We start from the raw sequence: 17,707 nt of genomic DNA on the forward strand, positions 1-17,707 counted from the left end.
AGACTCATTATAGCAAATACAAACTACAACCCTATCACAACATCCGTTTCAGGAACTCCCCCGTAAACGACCCCTCAGTTTCAGCCACCTGCTCCGGCGTACCCACCGCAATAATATGCCACCCACGACTCCCGCCTTCCGGCCCCAAATTCACCACCCAATCCGCCGTCTTGATCACGTCCAGATTATGCTCGATCACCCAGGGCAATCGCATTAAAAATATCTTGTTTTACAAAGTTCTAAGTTTTAGGCTTTGTATCCCCCGGTCTGCCTGTGACGATTTTTAGCAGGTAGTCCTCATCCCAGCCTGCATTGAGTCGTTTGTTTTTCACGCCAAGCTTGACAGTTTTCTCAGTTTTGACCAAGTTGAGAGCGATATGCCGGACAACCGCCATGTTCGCATCGCTATTGCCGGAACGCATCCGTTGGTCATCTTCGCGGAAAGCATAGTCCAATACCCAATGCAGGTTGTTCTCGATGCCCCAATGCGCCCGCACGATTTGTCCCAAACGTTCAGGGTTTGAGGCATCCATACTAGTGATGAAGTAACGGGTTTCTTCGGTGGTTTTGTTCTTGCATTCACGGGTGGCAGTAACGGCAATGATACTGGTGAGCTTAGGCCAATGGGAATGGTCTTTCTTTGACCAGTCAATAGCTGAGGTGGCTCGTACACTGCGGGTCTCAATCCGTCCATGTCCACCGTCATAGCTGATATGTCCAACGGGTGGGCAAGTGTTGGCAGATTCAAAGAACAGCTTCACATCTTGGTGGAGTGTGCCTTGGTTGCCTTTCAGGCTGAGCAGGTAATCAGCGTCCTTGTCCACGATTTGTTGGGCAATCGCCGTTTGGCATCCCATTGCATCCAGCGTCACTACTGCACCTGCAATATTAATTTGCATCAATAACTTAGGGATGGCGGTGATTTCATTGGACTTGTCATCCACCCGCTGCTGACCCAGCACCAACTGGTTTTGGGTTGCCCAAGCACTGACCATGTAAATGGCCGATTTATCCGATGCGCTATCCAGGCTACGGCGCAGGCATTTACCATCAATGGCAATGATTTCACCGTCACTGAGGTCGCCCAAGTCAGCCACCCAGCGGCTAAAACACTCACTGAACTGCTGGCTGTCGATTAGCCCAAAAACGCGCCCAAAGGTATCGTGTGACGGGATGCCATGCTTCAAATCCAGTACGCGGGTGAACCACTTTTCTTTGGCTCTGCCAAACTGTTCGATAGATGCCCAGTCATCCGCGCCGCAAATCACTGCACACAGCGTGATAAAGAAAATGTCACTCAGTTTGTGGCGCTTGCGACGATCCAAGCGTGGGTCAGGGATTGATGCAAAATGTTCAACTATCGAGGCTGTCGGACGGAGTTTCATCAGGCTACCAAAAGCTTGAAGGGAAACAAGCTTAAGGGGATTTTGTCAAGAACATTTTAATGCGATTGCCCTACTCGATCACCACCACGGTATTGCCACCATCGCGCAAGCGATGCAGCACTTGCAGCAACTGATCAACGTCGTGGAAATGCAGCCCCGTAGTCGGCTCATCCAGAATATAAATCGTCTTGCCCGTGCCACGTTTGGACAGATCTTTCGCCAACTTGACCCGCTGCGCTTCGCCGCCGGAAAGCGTAGTGGCATTTTCCCCAGCGTGATGTAAGACAGCCCTACGTCCATCAGCGTTTGCAGTTTGGTGTGGATCGACGGCACGGCGGCGAAGAATTCGCAGGCATCTTCCACCGTCATCGCCAGCACTTCGCTGATATTCTTGCCCTTGTAGCGGATGTCGAGGGTTTCGCGGTTGTAACGCTTGCCGTCGCACACTTCGCAGTGTCATGTACACATCCAGCAAAGTTTGTCATGCAACAGATTGGCGCAATGCGCTGACTTCCTCTACTGTCAAACCTGTTTTTTGGGCAATAGTCGGGTTGTCCAAAACATCCAATAAGTTGCGAGCAATTTCCATAGAGTTTTCTTTCACCGCATCCTTCACAGCTTTGTCAATCGAACCTCGTTGCAGACGAATGAAATCATGGCGCTTTTCCTGTGCATCCAGTTCCTCCTCCGACAGTCCCGCACGGTTGGCAATATTGAAAGCATCAACGATGCACTGTTCAGCTTTAAGCGTATCGGGAACGTAATCTAAACTGCCTGCATTTTTGACAAAGTAAACCCATTTTTCGCTGATATTGGTGAGTTCATCCAATTCCTTAATGAACTTGGGCAGTTCGATAAACACCAGTTCTAAATCACCGCTATAGTGTGCCAAGGTCTGCTTTTCGATCAGGCGGTAGTGGCTGAACACTTCCGGCTGGTCGGGGAACATCACAAAGTCGGTCAGGGTCAGGGCAATAACCGGGTTCAGCAAATGGTATTTTTCGCCTTTGCCCAGTTGCGCGGAATAGGCTTTCGCTGCATTGTAGAGGACGCGCTTTTCAAAGCCTTCCACGTTCAGCACCTGCATTTCGATGATGACTGTGCTGCCGTTGGCGCAGACCGCCTTCACATCAACGTAAGTATCTTTCATACCAAGGATTTTCGGTGCTTGGTACGGGTCGATGATAGTCAGATCAATGATTTCATCACCATTGCTGTAGTTCAGCAATGCATTGAGGAAACTGATCAGGATCGGCTTGCTCTGCTCGCTGCCGAACACTTTTTTGAAGGCGAAATCGGTTTTTACGTCGAGGAAGCGCATGGCGGTAAATCCGGTGAAGTAAGTACAGACCCATTATAGCAAATACAAACTACAACCCTATCACAACATCCGTTTCAGGAACTCCCCCGTAAACGACCCTTCCGTTTCCGCCACCTGCTCCGGCGTACCCACTGCAATGATATGCCACCCACGACTCCCGCCTTCCGGCCCCAAGTCCACCACCCAGTCCGCCGTCTTGATCACATCCAGATTATGCTCGATCACCACCACGGTATTGCCGCCGTCACGCAAGCGGTGCAGCACTTGCAGCAATTGATCAACGTCGTGGAAATGCAGCCCCGTGGTCGGCTCGTCCAGAATATAAATCGTCTTGCCCGTGCCGCGTTTGGACAGCTCTTTCGCCAGCTTGACGCGCTGTGCTTCGCCGCCCGAAAGCGTAGTCGCATTTTGCCCCAGCGTGATGTACGACAGCCCCACGTCCATCAACGTTTGCAGCTTGGTGTGAATCGACGGCACGGCGGCGAAAAATTCGCAGGCATCTTCCACCGTCATTGCCAACATTTCGCTGATGTTCTTGCCCTTGTAGCGGATGTCGAGGGTTTCGCGGTTGTAACGCTTGCCGTCGCACACTTCGCAGGTCACGTACACGCCCGGCAAAAAGTGCATTTCGACCTTGATCAAATCATCGCCGGAACAGGCTTCGCAGCGTCCGCCTTTGACGTTGAACGAAAACCGTCCCGGCAAATAGCCGCGTGAACGCGCTTTTTGCGTCGCTGCAAACATATCCGTGATACTACAATAACTTTACATCCGCCTGAGCTTGTGCCAATTTTTTTGCCGCAGCCTCCATCTGAGGATAAAGAGCATTGAGCTTGATAGCTGCTTCTTGCCGAAGCATCTGCAAATCCGACACACCTGCCATCAGTGATGATTCAATAACACGTTTACGTGCAGCAATTTGAGATCGAACAGCATTCTTGTCAGCTTCAGATACTGCATTATGGGGATTAAAAACATATCGGCGTTCGCAGGATTTCCTCCAATCTACCACTGCACGAGTCAAAACCTCCCCAAATCCACGCACAGCTTGCACTTTATACCCATCTCTTTATACACAAATCAGTCCTCCCCCAACTCACTAGGCTCTGTTGACATTTCATCGAGTCCAAATTAATACGGCGACAAACGCGAGGAAGCCCAGAAAATTTTGCGCTTTCTTTTCAAACCGTGAAAAGACGCGTCGATAGTGTTTCATCTTTCCAAAAAAGCACTCGATCAAGTGACGTTCTTTGTAAGCGACCCAATCACATTTCCGAGGCTCAAGCGCATTGGATTTTGAAGGAATCAGTGCTTCGATCCCTTGTTTTTCCAAATATTCCACGAAGGCTTTTGAATCATAACCTTTATCAGCCATGAGTCTTTTAAGGGGAATAGACGTGACCAGCGCCTCTGCTTGACCAATATCGGACGCTTGACCGGGGGTTAGAATAAATCGCAAGGGATAACCCAACGCATCCGTTAACGCATGGATTTTACAGCTAAATCCACCTTTGGAACGTCCGAGAGCCTCAGCTTCGGCATCACTTTTTTTGCGCCCGCTGCGCAGGCATGAGCACGCACAATCGTGCTGTCGATAAAACCTTCCTGTAAATCCGCATCAAGGCTGACCGCTGCGAACATCTCATCCCAAATACCCGCTGTTACCCAACGGTCATACCGCTTGAAAACACTGTTCCACTGACCGTATTCGGGCGGCAAACTACGCCATTGGCTGCCCGAACGGAGTATCCATAAAACACCATTAAGAAAGTGACGACAACGTCCAGAATCACCCACGTAAACACGGGGATGAACACGCAGAAATTCATGCAGCAATGACCATTGATCATCCGTCAAATAGTAGCGATTCATTGGAATACCTTGAAAAGCAGCATTTTAACCAATTCAACCCTCACAATGTCAACAGAACCTAGCCATCTGAATCCCATAAATACAGTCCAGCACCCTTGAGTAGCCAAGCCAGATACTTTTAGCCCCCGGTTCGCCATCGCATTTTCTGCCCAAAAAGCCCCCCAGTTCCGCTAGATTGCGGATCACTTGATTGAGGGTAGGTATGCCATCGGGTAGTGCTTTTTTGCCGAGCCGGAAGGATACTTTCCATTCCAGCGGGTCAAACACCAGATCAGCCGGAAGTTCTGGGCAGGTACGCCCCAACCGCATCAGAAACATAATCCGCCAAGCCACCATGATGTAGAGCGCGAGGGCTTTTTCGATGCGCTCTTTAGTGTCCAGTTGCAGTTTTTCGACGCGACAGCCGACTTTCAGGACATCAAAAAACATCTCGATTTCCCAACGCGCCCGATACCAATCGATGAGTTCACAGGCGGCATCGGCGGTCTCTACACAACGGTTGGTGACTAAACGCCAAATGAGGGACGATTTTCCGGCGGGTGGGTTGATTTCTTTGGCTTGAACCAAGGTCAATAGCATTGGATGCTTACTTTTGGGACGCAGGGTATAACGTAACACCTTGATTTCTTGTACCACTTTGCGAGGCTTTTCACCCTGCTTGCGCGGTTTGGTAAAAGTGATACGAGTCAACGCCTGTTGTTGATCAATGGCATCCCACAGTTTGAGGTCATCCCCCAAGGCGCGGTTATGTTGCGCCCGTATCAGCAGGTCAGCCGGGTAATCCAAGGCTTGCGCCCGTTTGAGTAAGTCATAAAAGTCGCTTTCACGGTCGCCCGTATAGATGAGGCGGTGTTCAGGGCAGCGTGCCGCCAGTTCGGCTACCCGTTCATACCCTTCAATCCAGCGACGGCTTTCTTTGATGCCGGGGTTGGCAAGATCCGCCGCTTTGCTCAAGCCCCGTGACCACATCCACGTATCGGTGATCCCCAATGGCAGACGGTCTGGGGTGATACACAAGGTCGGATGCAGGTACATCCCGCGTTGCTTATCGTAGGATAAACGCCCCAAACCCTCGGTTTCCTGCCCATTGAAATCCAGTTCGGTGGTGTCTTGAATACACAGGATAACGCCGTGTGCAACATTGATCTGATGTCGATTATCCCGAATTGGACACATTGCGAATCGTACCGCCCGTTGACAGTAAGTGATGAACCCACTTATTTTTCTCCCACCGTTACACCAGCAAGTTGACCAACTGTAAGTAAGTGATGAACCCACTTATTTTTCTCCCACCGTTACACCAGCAAGTTGACCAACTGTAAGGATGAGTTACCAAGCATCCTATTAAGGAATACTGCCACGGTATGGCTCAACACTTTGCGAAAAATCCTGACGGTCAGGTGCCACCTATCCCGTGCCCGGATACGCTGGATATGGAAACGCTCCGTCAATTGCCCAATGACCGTCTCGACCAAACGCCGCTCCCGCATGAGTTCCTGAACGTATTCCTTGGGGCGGTCATCCTGCATATTACGGCGCAGTGGGGTTTGCAAATTCAGGCCGATGGCTTGCAACCCTGCTTGGTGGATAGGTCGGATAAACCCCTTATCCCCCGGCATAAGGCCCGTTTGTCCATGCAGGCATTCCCAGATGCCGTCAGCTTCATCATGATTGGCTGCCATCACGTTGATGCCCGTGACCACACCACAACCGCTCACCAACAAGACGGCCTGAAAACCATAGTAGTGCTGGTCTTTGGATGCACAGTAGCCGTAGCCCGCCAATCCCGCGAACAAACGGCAATGGTTCGCACGCCGAAAATTACACAGCTTCAGGGGGAAACCATCCACGCGGTGCACGCCGTTTCCCATCACACCCATTTCCCTGCACAGGTCAGCATGAAGCTGCTGCTTTACCCGCCACAAATGTGCCGCTTGGCGGACATAAGTGCTACGGCTGGGAAGCTTGGGAAACCACTCCAGCCAGTGGCGACGGAAATACTCCCAAGCCTGTTTGTCCTGTTCATATCCCATAAATTCAGCCACCACCTCCAATGTCAGCACTTCGGCATCACTGAAGACCGGGCTGAAACCACGGTGGCGCAAAATAACCGGCAGTTTCTTCAGCCAGTCGTCTATCAGGCAGTACACATGGGTGATAAAGTCTTCCAAGGGCATGGTGTCCTCCTCTCGTTTGGATTCGCTATCCTTGAGGATACCTTGCCCTGCTTAACTTTGGGACGAGGCGATGTATGGAGGCTCAGAGAAAAGTTGCACACGGCGTCAGGATAATCCGCGAATCTTGCTGACGGATTCGACACTCGGTCGCTTCAAAGTGGGATGCCATCAAAGCATCATGGCTCACCGCTTCATTCCAGAAGAAACGGTACGTCGCCAAGGTGCTTGACCAACTTTGACAAGCTTTCGGGATGCTCGATTGGGGGGCTTTCAGCATCGCTTTGAGGATATGAGCGGCGCGTGTTTCGAGACGCTTGTCTCCCAAATCAAGATCGGTGAGTTCGGTAGATGACCAGTTCATGGGTGGAAATTGCTTATCTTACATCAGTTTGGGGACTTGTGTATAAGGAGATGCCAAGAGACGGCTTCAACCCCCTAGCTCATACTTCCAATGAATGAGGATCAAATATGCTTAAAATCCAGCACGGTGATATTTTTGACACGTTGTACCAACGTGCCTTCCACCACTATAAATTGAAATAATTACGGTGGCATGTAACATTCACAACTATCTGAAAAATAATGTAGCATAATAAGGAAAAATACAATGAAGACTAAAACGTATATCAATATTGCTAAACAAAACATGCAGTTCAGCCCTGAGCTTGCGGTCACGTGGCTGTTTGGGAAGATGCTTTGCCAACCGGGTTTTCTGAGTTCTTTTGCGCAACAGTATTTGGGCGAGGCTATAGATATTGAGTCTGCTGTTATTCATCGTGAGTATGGCAAAAGTAACAAAAAAATTGATGTTGCAGGCATTGTTGACTGATTTTTAGGAAATCAGTTTGTCAGTAACAAAATTCTGTCCGTCGGCAAAAAAGCAGTCTTGTTCCAGCAACAGGCTGCGTAGCTATTGCGATATGCTATCCTTGAAGCTCACATAAAGGAACCCGCCATGTACGCCATTGAGTTTGAAACAGACATTGAAAACGGGATGATCCGCATCCCCGACATCTACCGAAATTTGCACAAGGCTCATGCCAGAATCATTGTTTTGACCCATGAGACATCACCCGCTACTACACCCGCAGTGTTCAATCCTAGGGCTTTCTTCGGCGCGGGGCGACAACCCAAAGCGGCTATTGATGCCTACCTGAGAGAAGCACGCGAAGGCTGGCAGTAATGGCTTATCTATTTGATACCAATATTATTATCTACTACTTTAACGGTCTCACAGATGATGAGCGTATCCATGAGATTCTGGCGGATAGCTTCAATATTTCGATTATCACCAAAATCGAATTTTTGGGCTGGAGCGAATTTGCCGCTGACCATAGCAGCATAAAATAGGGAAATCTCCCTTCCCCCCGAAACCTGCTAAACTTCGTCTTTTGTTCGGCACGAGCTTGCACACCCTATGGAAAAATTCATCCGCATTCGCGGCGCACGCACCCACAACCTGAAAAACATCGACCTTGACCTGCCGCGTGACAAGCTGATCGTGATCACGGGCTTGTCGGGGTCGGGCAAGTCGTCGTTGGCGTTCGACACGATTTTTGCGGAAGGGCAGCGGCGTTACGTCGAGTCGCTGTCCGCCTACGCCCGCCAGTTCCTGTCGATGATGGAAAAGCCGGACATTGACCACATCGAAGGGCTTTCCCCGGCGATTTCCATCGAGCAGAAAACCACTTCGCACAACCCGCGTTCCACCGTCGGCACGATTACCGAGATTTACGACTACCTGCGCCTGCTGTATGCGCGTGCCGGTGTGCCACGTTGCCCGACGCATCACGTTGATTTGCAAGTGCAAACCGTCAGTCAGATGGTCGATCAGGTATTGAGTTTGCCCGAAGGCAGCAAGCTGATGTTGCTGGCTCCGGTGGTACGCGAACGCAAGGGCGAGCATGTGCAACTGTTTGATTCGTTGCGGGCGCAAGGCTATTTGCGGGCGCGGGTGAATGGCGTGGTCTACGAACTGGACGTGCCGCCGACGCTGGAATTGCGCAAGAAACACACCATCGAAGTGGTGATTGACCGCTTCAAAGTCCGCGACGACATGCAGTTGCGCCTCGCCGAATCGCTTGAAACCGCGCTGAAACTCGCCAACGGGCTGGCAACAGTGGCGTGGATGGACGGTGACGGCGAAGACATGATTTTTTCCGCCAACTACGCCTGCCCGCATTGCGGCTGGTCGCTGACCGAACTCGAACCGCGCTTGTTCTCGTTCAACGCACCCGCTGGCGCGTGCCAGACTTGCGACGGTTTGGGCGTGGAACAGTTTTTCGACCCGCAACGGGTGGTGGCAAACCCGTCGATGAGCCTTGCGGGTGGCGCAGTGCGCGGCTGGGATCGGCGCAACGCCTACTACTTCCAGATACTCACATCTTTGGCAGAACATTTCAGCTTTGACGTGGAACAGCCGTGGGACGAATTGCCCGCTTCTGTCCACAAACTGATCTTGCACGGCAGCGGTTTGGAGGAGGTGGAATTCACCTACGTCGGGCAAAAAGGGCAAATTTACACCCGTTCGCACACTTTTGAAGGCGTATTAAACAACCTCAAACGCCGTTACCGCGAAACCGATTCGAGTGCGGTGCGCGAAGAATTGGCGAAATACCTTGCCAGCCGTGCTTGCCCGGATTGCGGCGGCACACGCTTGAACGAACAGGCGCGGAACGTGTTCATCGCGGGGCGCAACTTGCCAGCGATCACCCATTTGCCGATTGGCGAAAGCCATGCGTTTTTCCGCAGCCTGAATTTGCCGGGGACGCAGGGGCAAATCGCCGACAAGATTTTGCGCGAAATTGCCTTGCGCCTGGAATTTCTGGTCAATGTCGGGCTGGATTATCTGACCCTGAGCCGCAGCGCGGAAACGCTCTCCGGCGGCGAAGCACAACGCATCCGCCTCGCGTCGCAAATTGGCGCGGGGCTGGTCGGGGTGATGTACGTGCTGGATGAGCCATCCATCGGTTTGCACCAGCGCGACAACGCCCGCTTGCTGAAAACGTTGTTCCGCCTGCGCGACCTCGGCAATACCGTGATCGTGGTCGAGCATGACGAAGACGCGATCCGTTCCGCCGATCATGTGCTGGATATTGGCCCCGGTGCGGGTGTGCATGGCGGCTACATTATTGCGCAAGGCACACCCGAAGAAGTGTTTGCCACGCCGGATTCGGTGACGGGGCAATTCATGTCGGGGCGGCGCAAAATCACCATGCCCGCGCAACGCACCCCATTCAACCCCGAACGCACCATCAAGCTGATCGGCGCGACCGGCAATAACCTCAATGATGTATCGCTGGAAATTCCGCTGGGGCTGCTGACTTGTATCACCGGCGTGTCGGGGTCGGGCAAATCGACGCTGATCAACCGCACGCTGTACCCGTTTCTGGCGCGGCATCTGCACGATAGCAGCGTGGAAGTTGCCCCGGTGCGCGAAGTGCTGGGCGTGGAGCAAATCGACAAAATCATCGACATCGACCAAAGCCCGATTGGGCGCACCCCGCGTTCCAACCCCGCGACCTACACGGGCGTGTTTACCGCGATTCGCGATATGTTTGCGGCGACGCAAGAAGCACGCTCACGCGGTTATTTGCCGGGACGGTTTTCGTTCAACGTCAAGGGCGGACGCTGCGAAGCCTGTTCCGGCGACGGTTTGATCAAGGTCGAAATGCACTTTTTGCCGGATGTGTACGTGACTTGCGAAGTGTGCGAAGGCAAGCGTTACAACCGCGAAACCCTCGACATCCGCTACAAGGGCAAGAATATCAGCGAAGTGCTGGCGATGACGGTGGAAGATGCCTGCGAATTCTTCGCCGCTGTGCCGTCGATCCACACCAAACTGCAAACGCTGATGGACGTAGGGCTGTCGTACATCACGCTGGGGCAAAATGCGACCACGCTTTCCGGCGGCGAGGCGCAGCGCGTCAAGCTGGCGAAAGAGCTTTCCAAACGCGGCACGGGCAAGACGATTTATATTTTGGATGAGCCGACCACGGGGCTGCATTTCCACGACGTTGACCAGTTGCTGCAAGTGCTGCATCGCTTGCGTGACGGCGGCAATACCGTGGTGGTGATTGAGCATAATCTGGATGTGATCAAGACGGCGGACTGGGTGGTGGATTTGGGGCCGGAAGGTGGGAGTCGTGGGGGGCATGTGATTGCGGTGGGTACGCCGGAGCAGGTGGCGGAGGCGGAAGGGTCGTTTACTGGGCAATTTTTGAAGCGGATGTTATGATAAAGCCACGGAAATTTATTAAGTGGGTTTGTCAAAAATGATTTTGTTTGGCGTGAGATCTCCGCTGGTTGTGGAGTATGAGGAAACCTGTCATCGACTAGGGCTTAAGATAGAAATGGCAGTCAGCGTGAATGGTTCACCTCGATTAGTTGATCAATCCCGCGTTGTTAATATTAATGAACTCCCTCCTTCTATCATAGGTAAAAGATTCATTGCTTGTGCTTTTACTCCATCCCGCCGAGCAGCGTTGATTGCTCAGGCACAACAGTTAGGTTTTGTTTTGGATGACCCATTAATTGATCCAAGCGCGATACTGGCACGGTCTGTACGTATCGGAGAGGGAAGCTTTATTAATGCAGGCGTTGTCGTCGGGGCAGTCTCCATGATCGGTAATGGTGTATTGGTTAATCGCGCAGTATCTTTGGGACACCACACTGTATTAGGTGATTATGTAAGTATTGGACCCGGAGCAACCCTGGCTGGGAACATACATATAGGTGCTGGTACTATGATTGGGGCAGGGGCAACCATACTTCCTGATATTCGCATTGGTGAAAATGCACTGATAGCCGCCGGTTCAGTAGTTCGTAAGCATGTTCCTGATGGGGTATTAGTAGTAGGGAATCCTGCTCAAGAGCGTTCTTATAATCCCGCAAAATCAAGCCTGTATGTAGAAGATGGAGAGTAGAACTCAATGGACTTTCATTCTATTTGGAAAAACCTTAAAAAATCCAAAAATAACGATTTCTTGGTAACGCCTGAGTATCGGTTAAGTCATAGTGATCTTATTGAGCTTATTAACCGCTTAGTAACGTTATTTGATGAATATAATATCTTGCCATCCAGTAGAGTTATCATCCTTACTCACAATGAAGGGGCTGCTATTGTCGGGTTTATCGCCTCTCTATTAGATGGTGTAGTCCCTATTATGTTAACACCTGATACGCCTCATCGGCGCGTTGCTTCAATTGTCAGCTCTACAGAACCCGCTCTTGTTATCATTGATTATAGTCGCTTAGACGAAGATTGGGTAAAACAAATCCCTGCTCGCATTGTAATTCACGATTCTAATAATTACCCCCGTAAAAAGTTATTCAACTTCAGCCATAAACGCAGCGCAATGCATCATTGTGGTTTGAATTTGCCGACCGCGATACGAGAGCCTCATTTACCAAAAGTAAATGATGATTTAGCCTATATACTGTTTACATCGGGCACTACACAAGCTCCCAGTGGAGTAATGATTTCCCGAAAAAATATTATTGCTAATTTGCAAACTATATCGCGATTATTTGACTGCAACCCAAATGTACGACTATTTAACGATATGGTTCTAGCTCATGCTGACGGTTTGGTGCAAGGAATTTTATTGGCTATGGCTAATGCAGCAACCTTGATTCGATCAGGTGGATTTAAAATCAGTAACCTTGAAAATTGGTTAAATCGAGTGCGCCAAGAAAAGGCTACTCATTTTATTACCGTTCCTACGATATGGTCGCTTATTGATCAATATGCGAATCATGATGATTACTTTGACTCCAGTGAATGCCTTCATTTAATCTCAGTCGCTGCAAAACTTGAGCAAGAGCTGTGGGGGCGTTTACAAAATCGATTTGGCAAAAGCATTTCCAATCAATACGGTCTAACAGAAACTGTTACCTCTGCTCTTTATTCTGGAGATTTTCATTCAGAAATGGGTGGTTTTGGTAGCATTGGAAAGCCGATTGATTGTGAAGCTCGCATTAGAAATGCCGATGATGTGGATTCTGAAATTGGTGAATTGCAATTACGCGGTGATAATATTTTCTTAGGTTATTGGAAAAATTCTAAGCGTACAACAGAAACGTTCACACAAGATGGCTGGATGAAAACAGGGGATCTGGTGCAATCTTGTTCGGATGGTTCTTATAAAATATTAGGTCGCTTGAAAACAATTATTATGTCAGGTGGATTTTTGATTCGCCCTGAAGAAATTGATGAAGTTCTACTGACACACCCATCAGTAATTGAGGCAGTTACTGTTTCAATGCCAGACCCTAACTTTGATGAAGTTCCTGTAACGGCGGTTGTTTTGTCAGACGAGAGAATTGATGAAGATACTTTATTAGAATATGCGCGTTCTAACCTTGAAGCACTTAAAGTACCTAAAAGAATTATTTCTTTGGCTTCTATACCGCGAGGGGATGCGGGTAAACCTAAATTAAAAGAGCTGAGAGAAGAGCTTTTGATGATGCTTAGTCGTAAAAAAGAATACACACAAGAAAGAAATTCTCGTGATGTTTCTGGAGAGGTTTATCAGGTTGCGGCACAGGTCTTACACATAGATCCTAAGTTACTTCAAGCAGATTCAAGCCCCGCTTCTGTTCGAAGCTGGGATAGTTTTTCCCAAATTGCGCTTATTATTGCGATGGAAAGTCATTTCTCGATCAGAATTCCGGTGGCAAAAGCTGCAAGTATCCGTAATCTTGGTGAATTGGTAACAACTGTCAAAGATTTGTTAAAATGAAAATACCTCGTTTGTTAGCAATCTGGCTTGTTTCTATTGCTTTATCCGGTATTTTTATATTGGTGGTAGCTTTGTATCCGTTACCCAATACTATTACTGACCCAACAGAGCAAGCAATACCAAAAGCGCCGATCGTTGTGATTGGATCTTCTCTGATGCGTTACGCGGTACCGGGACTAGGTTCTGGAGACAATGGGGGAATATTGGGAGATGGGAGACCTCATGTGCGCTTGGCAGTTTCCAGCATCAGTGAAGAACAAGTACTGCGTTTACTGGAAAAACTTTTGCACCAAGATGTGAAGCTTATATTTTTTGAAACAAATCCATTTGTTTTCGATTTTGCACATAAGAAAGATAATTCACGTCAATCTTCTTCATTATCCATTGCAGTATTAATGAAACAGAAAAGTCAGGACTTGGCTTTAAAACTCAATAAGCTACTAGGGCGCGGTTCTTCGCATGAGGTCATGACGGCGGATGATGCTAGTAGATTGGCTAATACATTCCAAGTTAATTTAAACGAGGCAAAAAAATACCCTTTGTATTTACGACTGCCTAAGCATTCCGAAGAATTATATAAGTTGATTAATTCTTTAAAAAGAAAAGGTGTCAAAGTGATCTTAATTGCTCCACCACGTTCAATGTGGAGTGCTCAGTTTATAGGAGATGTGGCAACAAAAAATCTGGGGTCATTTCATCAAAATTTAGCTAAACAACTTAACCTTCCATTATTTCAGCCTGATAGTTTTTGGGAAAATGAAAACTTCTGGGATAGTGCTCATATGAATAGCACAGGGCGGCAAAGATTTTTGCAAGAATTGAAAGTTTGGTGGAATACACAAAAATGAATCCAGAAGCACTTTTCCTGATTTTTTGCAGTCTTTTTGCTGTTTTGTTTTCTTGGTTAATTAAACGAAATACATGGGAAATCTTAGCCGTATGGAGCCTACTTTGTATAATTAGTGTATCACCCCTTTCGGCAGTTTGGTTGGTTAGCAGTAGCCTACTCGTTGCCATAATTATGTTTGTAGGAGATCGTTGGGGTGGTAAAAGTTATTTGATGTTATGTGGCGCTAGTTTGTTAACCATATCATTGCTATTTTTTCGAGAACTTCCCCAATTTTTATGGGTTGGTGGGGCTTATTTTACACTTCGCAACTTACATATTTTATTTGATTGGTGGATGGGGAAAATTATTCGCCTTGGTGTAATTAATAATTTACGCTATCAATTATTCTTACCTACTTTAATGGCAGGGCCTATTAATCGGTTTCAAATTTTTGAGCGACAAATTGCAAGGCGTAGATGGGATGCAAGCGAATTTTTCACTGGTGCGGAGCGTTTACTGTTTGGCATTGCTCAAGTAGTTATTCTAGGTGGTTGGTTAATTAATCAAGTTGAAGCAAATATATTGGCAGGTATTTTTCAAACCCAAAATTTCTTTGTGGTCTGGATTTATTCAATCATAGATTGGATTGAGTTATATTTCGTATTTTCTGGTTATAGCAGCATTGCGCTTGGTTTGTCTTTGATGATGGGGCTACGTCTTGAGGAAAATTTCAATCGTCCTTGGTTAGCAAAGGATCTCATTGATTTCTGGCTGCGCTGGCATATTACGCTTTCTCAATGGGTCAGAGACTATGTGTTTCAGCCTATTACTGCATTAACTCGCTCCCCAGTTATCGGATTAATTGCTGCTATGTTGGTCATTGGTCTATGGCATGAGTCATCAGTTTATTACGTATTATGGGCTTTGTGGCAAGTTATTGGAATTATCTTAACAAGATTAGTGAAGAATATGCTCAATAAAAATCCAAAAATACATAAAAATGCAACCAAATTAGCCAAACTGTCGCCTTTTTATGTATTAGGGTGGTTATCCCTTGCCAACCCAGTGATCGCTAAAATTTTAGGTTTACCATTATGACGCCTCTTACCGCATTTCTTGAAAAATATCTGCCTAAGCCATTGGCATTACTGATGGCAATAAGTATTTATACGTTAACGCTGGTTGCCATCATTGTATTAATTGGTCGCAATCCTGATCCGATGAATTATCTTGATATAGGTTAATCACTGCTTAAGCAGCTTTTTTGGAAAGTTTAAATTTATGAAAGAAAAATCTGAGTTAATTATTAATCTGGCTTGCACTGGAGTCATTCCAACCAAAGAAATGACTCCTTATATACCTTTAACGACAAAGGAAATCCTTTCGGATGTAGAGCAAGCTATTAAACTTGGCGTACAGATGGTACACATTCATGCTAGGGACGAACAAAGTAAGCATACATCAGACCCTGAACAATACGGAGAAATCATTTCAAGTATTCGAAAGTTACCGCACGGAAAAGATATGATTATTTGTGTTACTACCAGCGGACGATCAGATGCTGATTTTGCTAAACGAACTCAAGTTATTGATTTGGAAGGAGATAGAAAGCCAGATATGGCGAGTCTGACACCTGGATCGATGAATTTTATCGGTTCAGCAAGTATCAACACACCTGGAACTATACGTAGACTAGCTGCAAAGATGAAAGAGTGTGGAATAAAACCAGAACTAGAAGTTTTTGATTTAGGAATGGCTAACTTTATACATGTTTTGGCTAAAGAGAAAATTATTACACCTCCTTTTTATGTTAATATATTACTTGGTAATATTGCTGGCGCACAGGTTGATTTAATTCAGTTGGGAGCTATTTTTGCAGCCCTACCTGATGAGTGTATTATCGGTGTAGCAGGGCTTGGGCCATCTCTTTATACACAAATCAGTCCTCCCCCAACTCACTAGCCATCTGAATCCCATAAATACAGTCCAGCACCCTTGAGTAGCCAAGCCAGATACTTTTAGCCCCCGGTTCGCCATCGCATTTTCTGCCCAAAAAGCCCCCCAGTTCCGCTAGATTGCGGATCACTTGATTGAGGGTAGGTATGCCATCGGGTAGTGCTTTTTTGCCGAGCCGGAAGGATACTTTCCATTCCAGCGGGTCAAACACCAGATCAGCCGGAAGTTCTGGGCAGGTACGCCCCAACCGCATCAGAAACATAATCCGCCAGGCCACCATGATGTAGAGCGCGAGGGCTTTTTCGATGCGCTCTTTAGTGTCCAGTTGCAGTTTTTCGACGCGACAGCCGACTTTCAGGACATCAAAAAACATCTCGATTTCCCAACGCGCCCGATACCAGTCGATGAGTTCACAGGCGGCATCGGCGGTCTCTACACAACGGTTGGTGACTAAACGCCAAATGAGGGGCGATTTTCCGGCGGGTGGGTTGATTTCTTTGGCTTGAACCAAGGTCAATAGCATTGGATGCTTACTTTTGGGACGCAGGGTATAACGTAACACCTTGATTTCTTGTACCACTTTGCGAGGCTTTTCACCCTGCTTGCGCGGTTTGGTAAAGGTGATACGAGTCAACGCCTGTTGTTGATCAATGGCATCCCACAGTTTGAGGTCATCCCCCAAGGCGCGGTTATGTTGCGCCCGTATCAGCAGGTCAGCCGGGTAATCCAAGGCTTGCGCCCGTTTGAGTAAGTCATAAAAGTCGCTTTCACGGTCGCCCGTATAGATGAGGCGGTGTTCAGGGCAGCGTGCCGCCAGTTCGGCTACCCGTTCATACCCTTCAATCCAGCGACGGCTTTCTTTGATGCCGGGGTTGGCAAGATCCGCCGCTTTGCTCAAGCCCCGTGACCACATCCACGTATCGGTGATCCCCAATGGCAGACGGTCTGGGGTGATACACAAGGTCGGATGCAGGTACATCCCGCGTTGCTTATCGTAGGATAAACGCCCCAAACCCTCGGTTTCCTGCCCATTGAAATCCAGTTCGGTGGTGTCTTGAATACACAGGATAATCCGCGAATCTTGCTGACGGATTCGACACTCGGTCGCTTCAAAGTGGGATGCCATCAAAGCATCATGGCTCACCGCTTCATTCCAGAAGAAACGGTACGTCGCCAAGGTGCTTGACCAACTTTGACAAGCTTTCGGGATGCTCGATTGGGGGGCTTTCAGCATCGCTTTGAGGATATGAGCGGCGCGTGTTTCGAGACGCTTGTCTCCCAAATCAAGATCGGTGAGTTCGGTAGATGACCAGTTCATGGGTGAAAATTGCTTATCTTACATCAGTTTGGGGACTTGTGTATAAGGAGATGGGCTTGGGCGAACCCAACTCATTAGTAATGGTCTTGGCTTACTATTTGCCGAT

At 48.3% G+C, this 17,707-nt stretch carries 20 protein-coding genes and 2 pseudogenes; 10 read left to right on the top strand and 12 right to left on the bottom strand.

Annotation, left to right across the window (positions count from 1 at the left end; all coding sequences use genetic code 11):
* Positions 1-34: 34 nt before the first annotated feature.
* The 11 genes and pseudogenes from L3K52_13725 to L3K52_13775 all read right to left on the bottom strand — a co-directional run bounded on the left by L3K52_13725 (position 35) and on the right by L3K52_13775 (position 7,116).
* Positions 35-214, bottom strand: coding sequence for a hypothetical protein (locus tag L3K52_13725; GenBank protein ID UOG94040.1), 180 nt, complete (start codon positions 212-214; stop codon positions 35-37).
* Positions 215-239: 25 nt separating this feature from the next.
* Entirely contained in the window at positions 240-1,385 is a 1,146-nt protein-coding gene (locus tag L3K52_13730; protein UOG91254.1) for an ISAs1 family transposase, read from the bottom strand.
* Between the two features lie 70 nt (positions 1,386-1,455).
* Positions 1,456-1,838: pseudogene (locus L3K52_13735) on the bottom strand (ATP-binding cassette domain-containing protein).
* Positions 1,839-1,866: 28 nt separating this feature from the next.
* A complete protein-coding gene (locus L3K52_13740; GenBank protein ID UOG91255.1) occupies positions 1,867-2,706 on the bottom strand; it encodes an Rpn family recombination-promoting nuclease/putative transposase in 840 nt (279 codons plus the stop codon).
* Positions 2,707-2,766: 60 nt separating this feature from the next.
* Positions 2,767-3,459: pseudogene (locus L3K52_13745) on the bottom strand (ATP-binding cassette domain-containing protein).
* A gap of 1 nt (position 3,460) precedes the next feature.
* Complete coding sequence (locus L3K52_13750; GenBank protein ID UOG91256.1) at positions 3,461-3,760, bottom strand: hypothetical protein; 300 nt, start codon at positions 3,758-3,760, stop codon at positions 3,461-3,463.
* A gap of 63 nt (positions 3,761-3,823) precedes the next feature.
* Complete coding sequence (locus L3K52_13755) at positions 3,824-4,273, bottom strand: IS5 family transposase (GenBank protein UOG94008.1); 450 nt, start codon at positions 4,271-4,273, stop codon at positions 3,824-3,826.
* Positions 4,186-4,578, bottom strand: a complete 393-nt coding sequence (locus tag L3K52_13760; protein UOG91257.1) for an IS5 family transposase — start codon at positions 4,576-4,578, stop codon at positions 4,186-4,188. The genes L3K52_13755 and L3K52_13760 overlap by 88 nt, the downstream gene beginning before the upstream one ends.
* A 48-nt stretch (positions 4,579-4,626) precedes the next feature.
* On the bottom strand, positions 4,627-5,754 hold the full coding sequence (locus tag L3K52_13765; GenBank protein UOG91258.1) for an IS4 family transposase: 1,128 nt from the start codon (positions 5,752-5,754) through the stop codon (positions 4,627-4,629).
* A 119-nt stretch (positions 5,755-5,873) separates the two neighbouring features.
* Positions 5,874-6,755: an IS982 family transposase gene (locus L3K52_13770; protein UOG91259.1), complete on the bottom strand. Its 882-nt coding sequence runs from the start codon at positions 6,753-6,755 to the stop codon at positions 5,874-5,876.
* Between the two features lie 82 nt (positions 6,756-6,837).
* Entirely contained in the window at positions 6,838-7,116 is a 279-nt protein-coding gene (locus L3K52_13775) for a hypothetical protein (GenBank protein UOG91260.1), read from the bottom strand.
* A 246-nt stretch (positions 7,117-7,362) separates the two neighbouring features.
* On the opposite strand from L3K52_13775, the gene L3K52_13780 reads away from it, so the two are divergent.
* From L3K52_13780 to L3K52_13825, 10 genes are all read left to right on the top strand, one after another.
* Positions 7,363-7,584 (top strand): hypothetical protein, encoded by a 222-nt coding sequence (locus tag L3K52_13780; GenBank protein UOG91261.1) that lies wholly within the window; start codon positions 7,363-7,365, stop codon positions 7,582-7,584.
* A gap of 126 nt (positions 7,585-7,710) precedes the next feature.
* The gene (locus L3K52_13785; protein ID UOG91262.1) at positions 7,711-7,938 is read left to right on the top strand and encodes a hypothetical protein; all 228 of its coding nucleotides are present in this window, start codon (positions 7,711-7,713) and stop codon (positions 7,936-7,938) included.
* Positions 7,938-8,105, top strand: coding sequence for a hypothetical protein (locus tag L3K52_13790; protein UOG91263.1), 168 nt, complete (start codon positions 7,938-7,940; stop codon positions 8,103-8,105). The genes L3K52_13785 and L3K52_13790 overlap by 1 nt, the downstream gene beginning before the upstream one ends.
* 67 nt (positions 8,106-8,172) lie before the next feature.
* Positions 8,173-10,992, top strand: coding sequence for an excinuclease ABC subunit UvrA (gene uvrA, locus L3K52_13795; protein UOG91264.1), 2,820 nt, complete (start codon positions 8,173-8,175; stop codon positions 10,990-10,992).
* A 22-nt stretch (positions 10,993-11,014) separates the two neighbouring features.
* Positions 11,015-11,680 carry an acetyltransferase gene (locus tag L3K52_13800; protein ID UOG91265.1) on the top strand — a complete coding sequence of 222 codons (666 nt, stop codon included), beginning with the start codon at positions 11,015-11,017 and terminating at the stop codon, positions 11,678-11,680.
* A gap of 6 nt (positions 11,681-11,686) precedes the next feature.
* Positions 11,687-13,498, top strand: a complete 1,812-nt coding sequence (locus tag L3K52_13805; protein ID UOG91266.1) for an AMP-binding protein — start codon at positions 11,687-11,689, stop codon at positions 13,496-13,498.
* A complete protein-coding gene (locus tag L3K52_13810; protein UOG91267.1) occupies positions 13,495-14,346 on the top strand; it encodes a hypothetical protein in 852 nt (283 codons plus the stop codon). The genes L3K52_13805 and L3K52_13810 overlap by 4 nt, the downstream gene beginning before the upstream one ends.
* A complete protein-coding gene (locus tag L3K52_13815; GenBank protein ID UOG91268.1) occupies positions 14,343-15,425 on the top strand; it encodes a hypothetical protein in 1,083 nt (360 codons plus the stop codon). The genes L3K52_13810 and L3K52_13815 overlap by 4 nt, the downstream gene beginning before the upstream one ends.
* Positions 15,422-15,571, top strand: a complete 150-nt coding sequence (locus tag L3K52_13820) for a hypothetical protein (protein UOG91269.1) — start codon at positions 15,422-15,424, stop codon at positions 15,569-15,571. The genes L3K52_13815 and L3K52_13820 overlap by 4 nt, the downstream gene beginning before the upstream one ends.
* A 37-nt stretch (positions 15,572-15,608) precedes the next feature.
* Complete coding sequence (locus L3K52_13825; protein UOG91270.1) at positions 15,609-16,289, top strand: 3-keto-5-aminohexanoate cleavage protein; 681 nt, start codon at positions 15,609-15,611, stop codon at positions 16,287-16,289.
* Here L3K52_13825 and L3K52_13830 read toward each other — a convergent pair.
* Entirely contained in the window at positions 16,267-17,601 is a 1,335-nt protein-coding gene (locus L3K52_13830) for an IS4 family transposase (GenBank protein ID UOG91271.1), read from the bottom strand. The genes L3K52_13825 and L3K52_13830 overlap by 23 nt on opposite strands.
* Positions 17,602-17,707: the final 106 nt, after the last annotated feature.

The organism is Candidatus Thiothrix sulfatifontis, assembly GCA_022828425.1.
Lineage (GTDB): Bacteria > Pseudomonadota > Gammaproteobacteria > Thiotrichales > Thiotrichaceae > Thiothrix > Thiothrix sulfatifontis.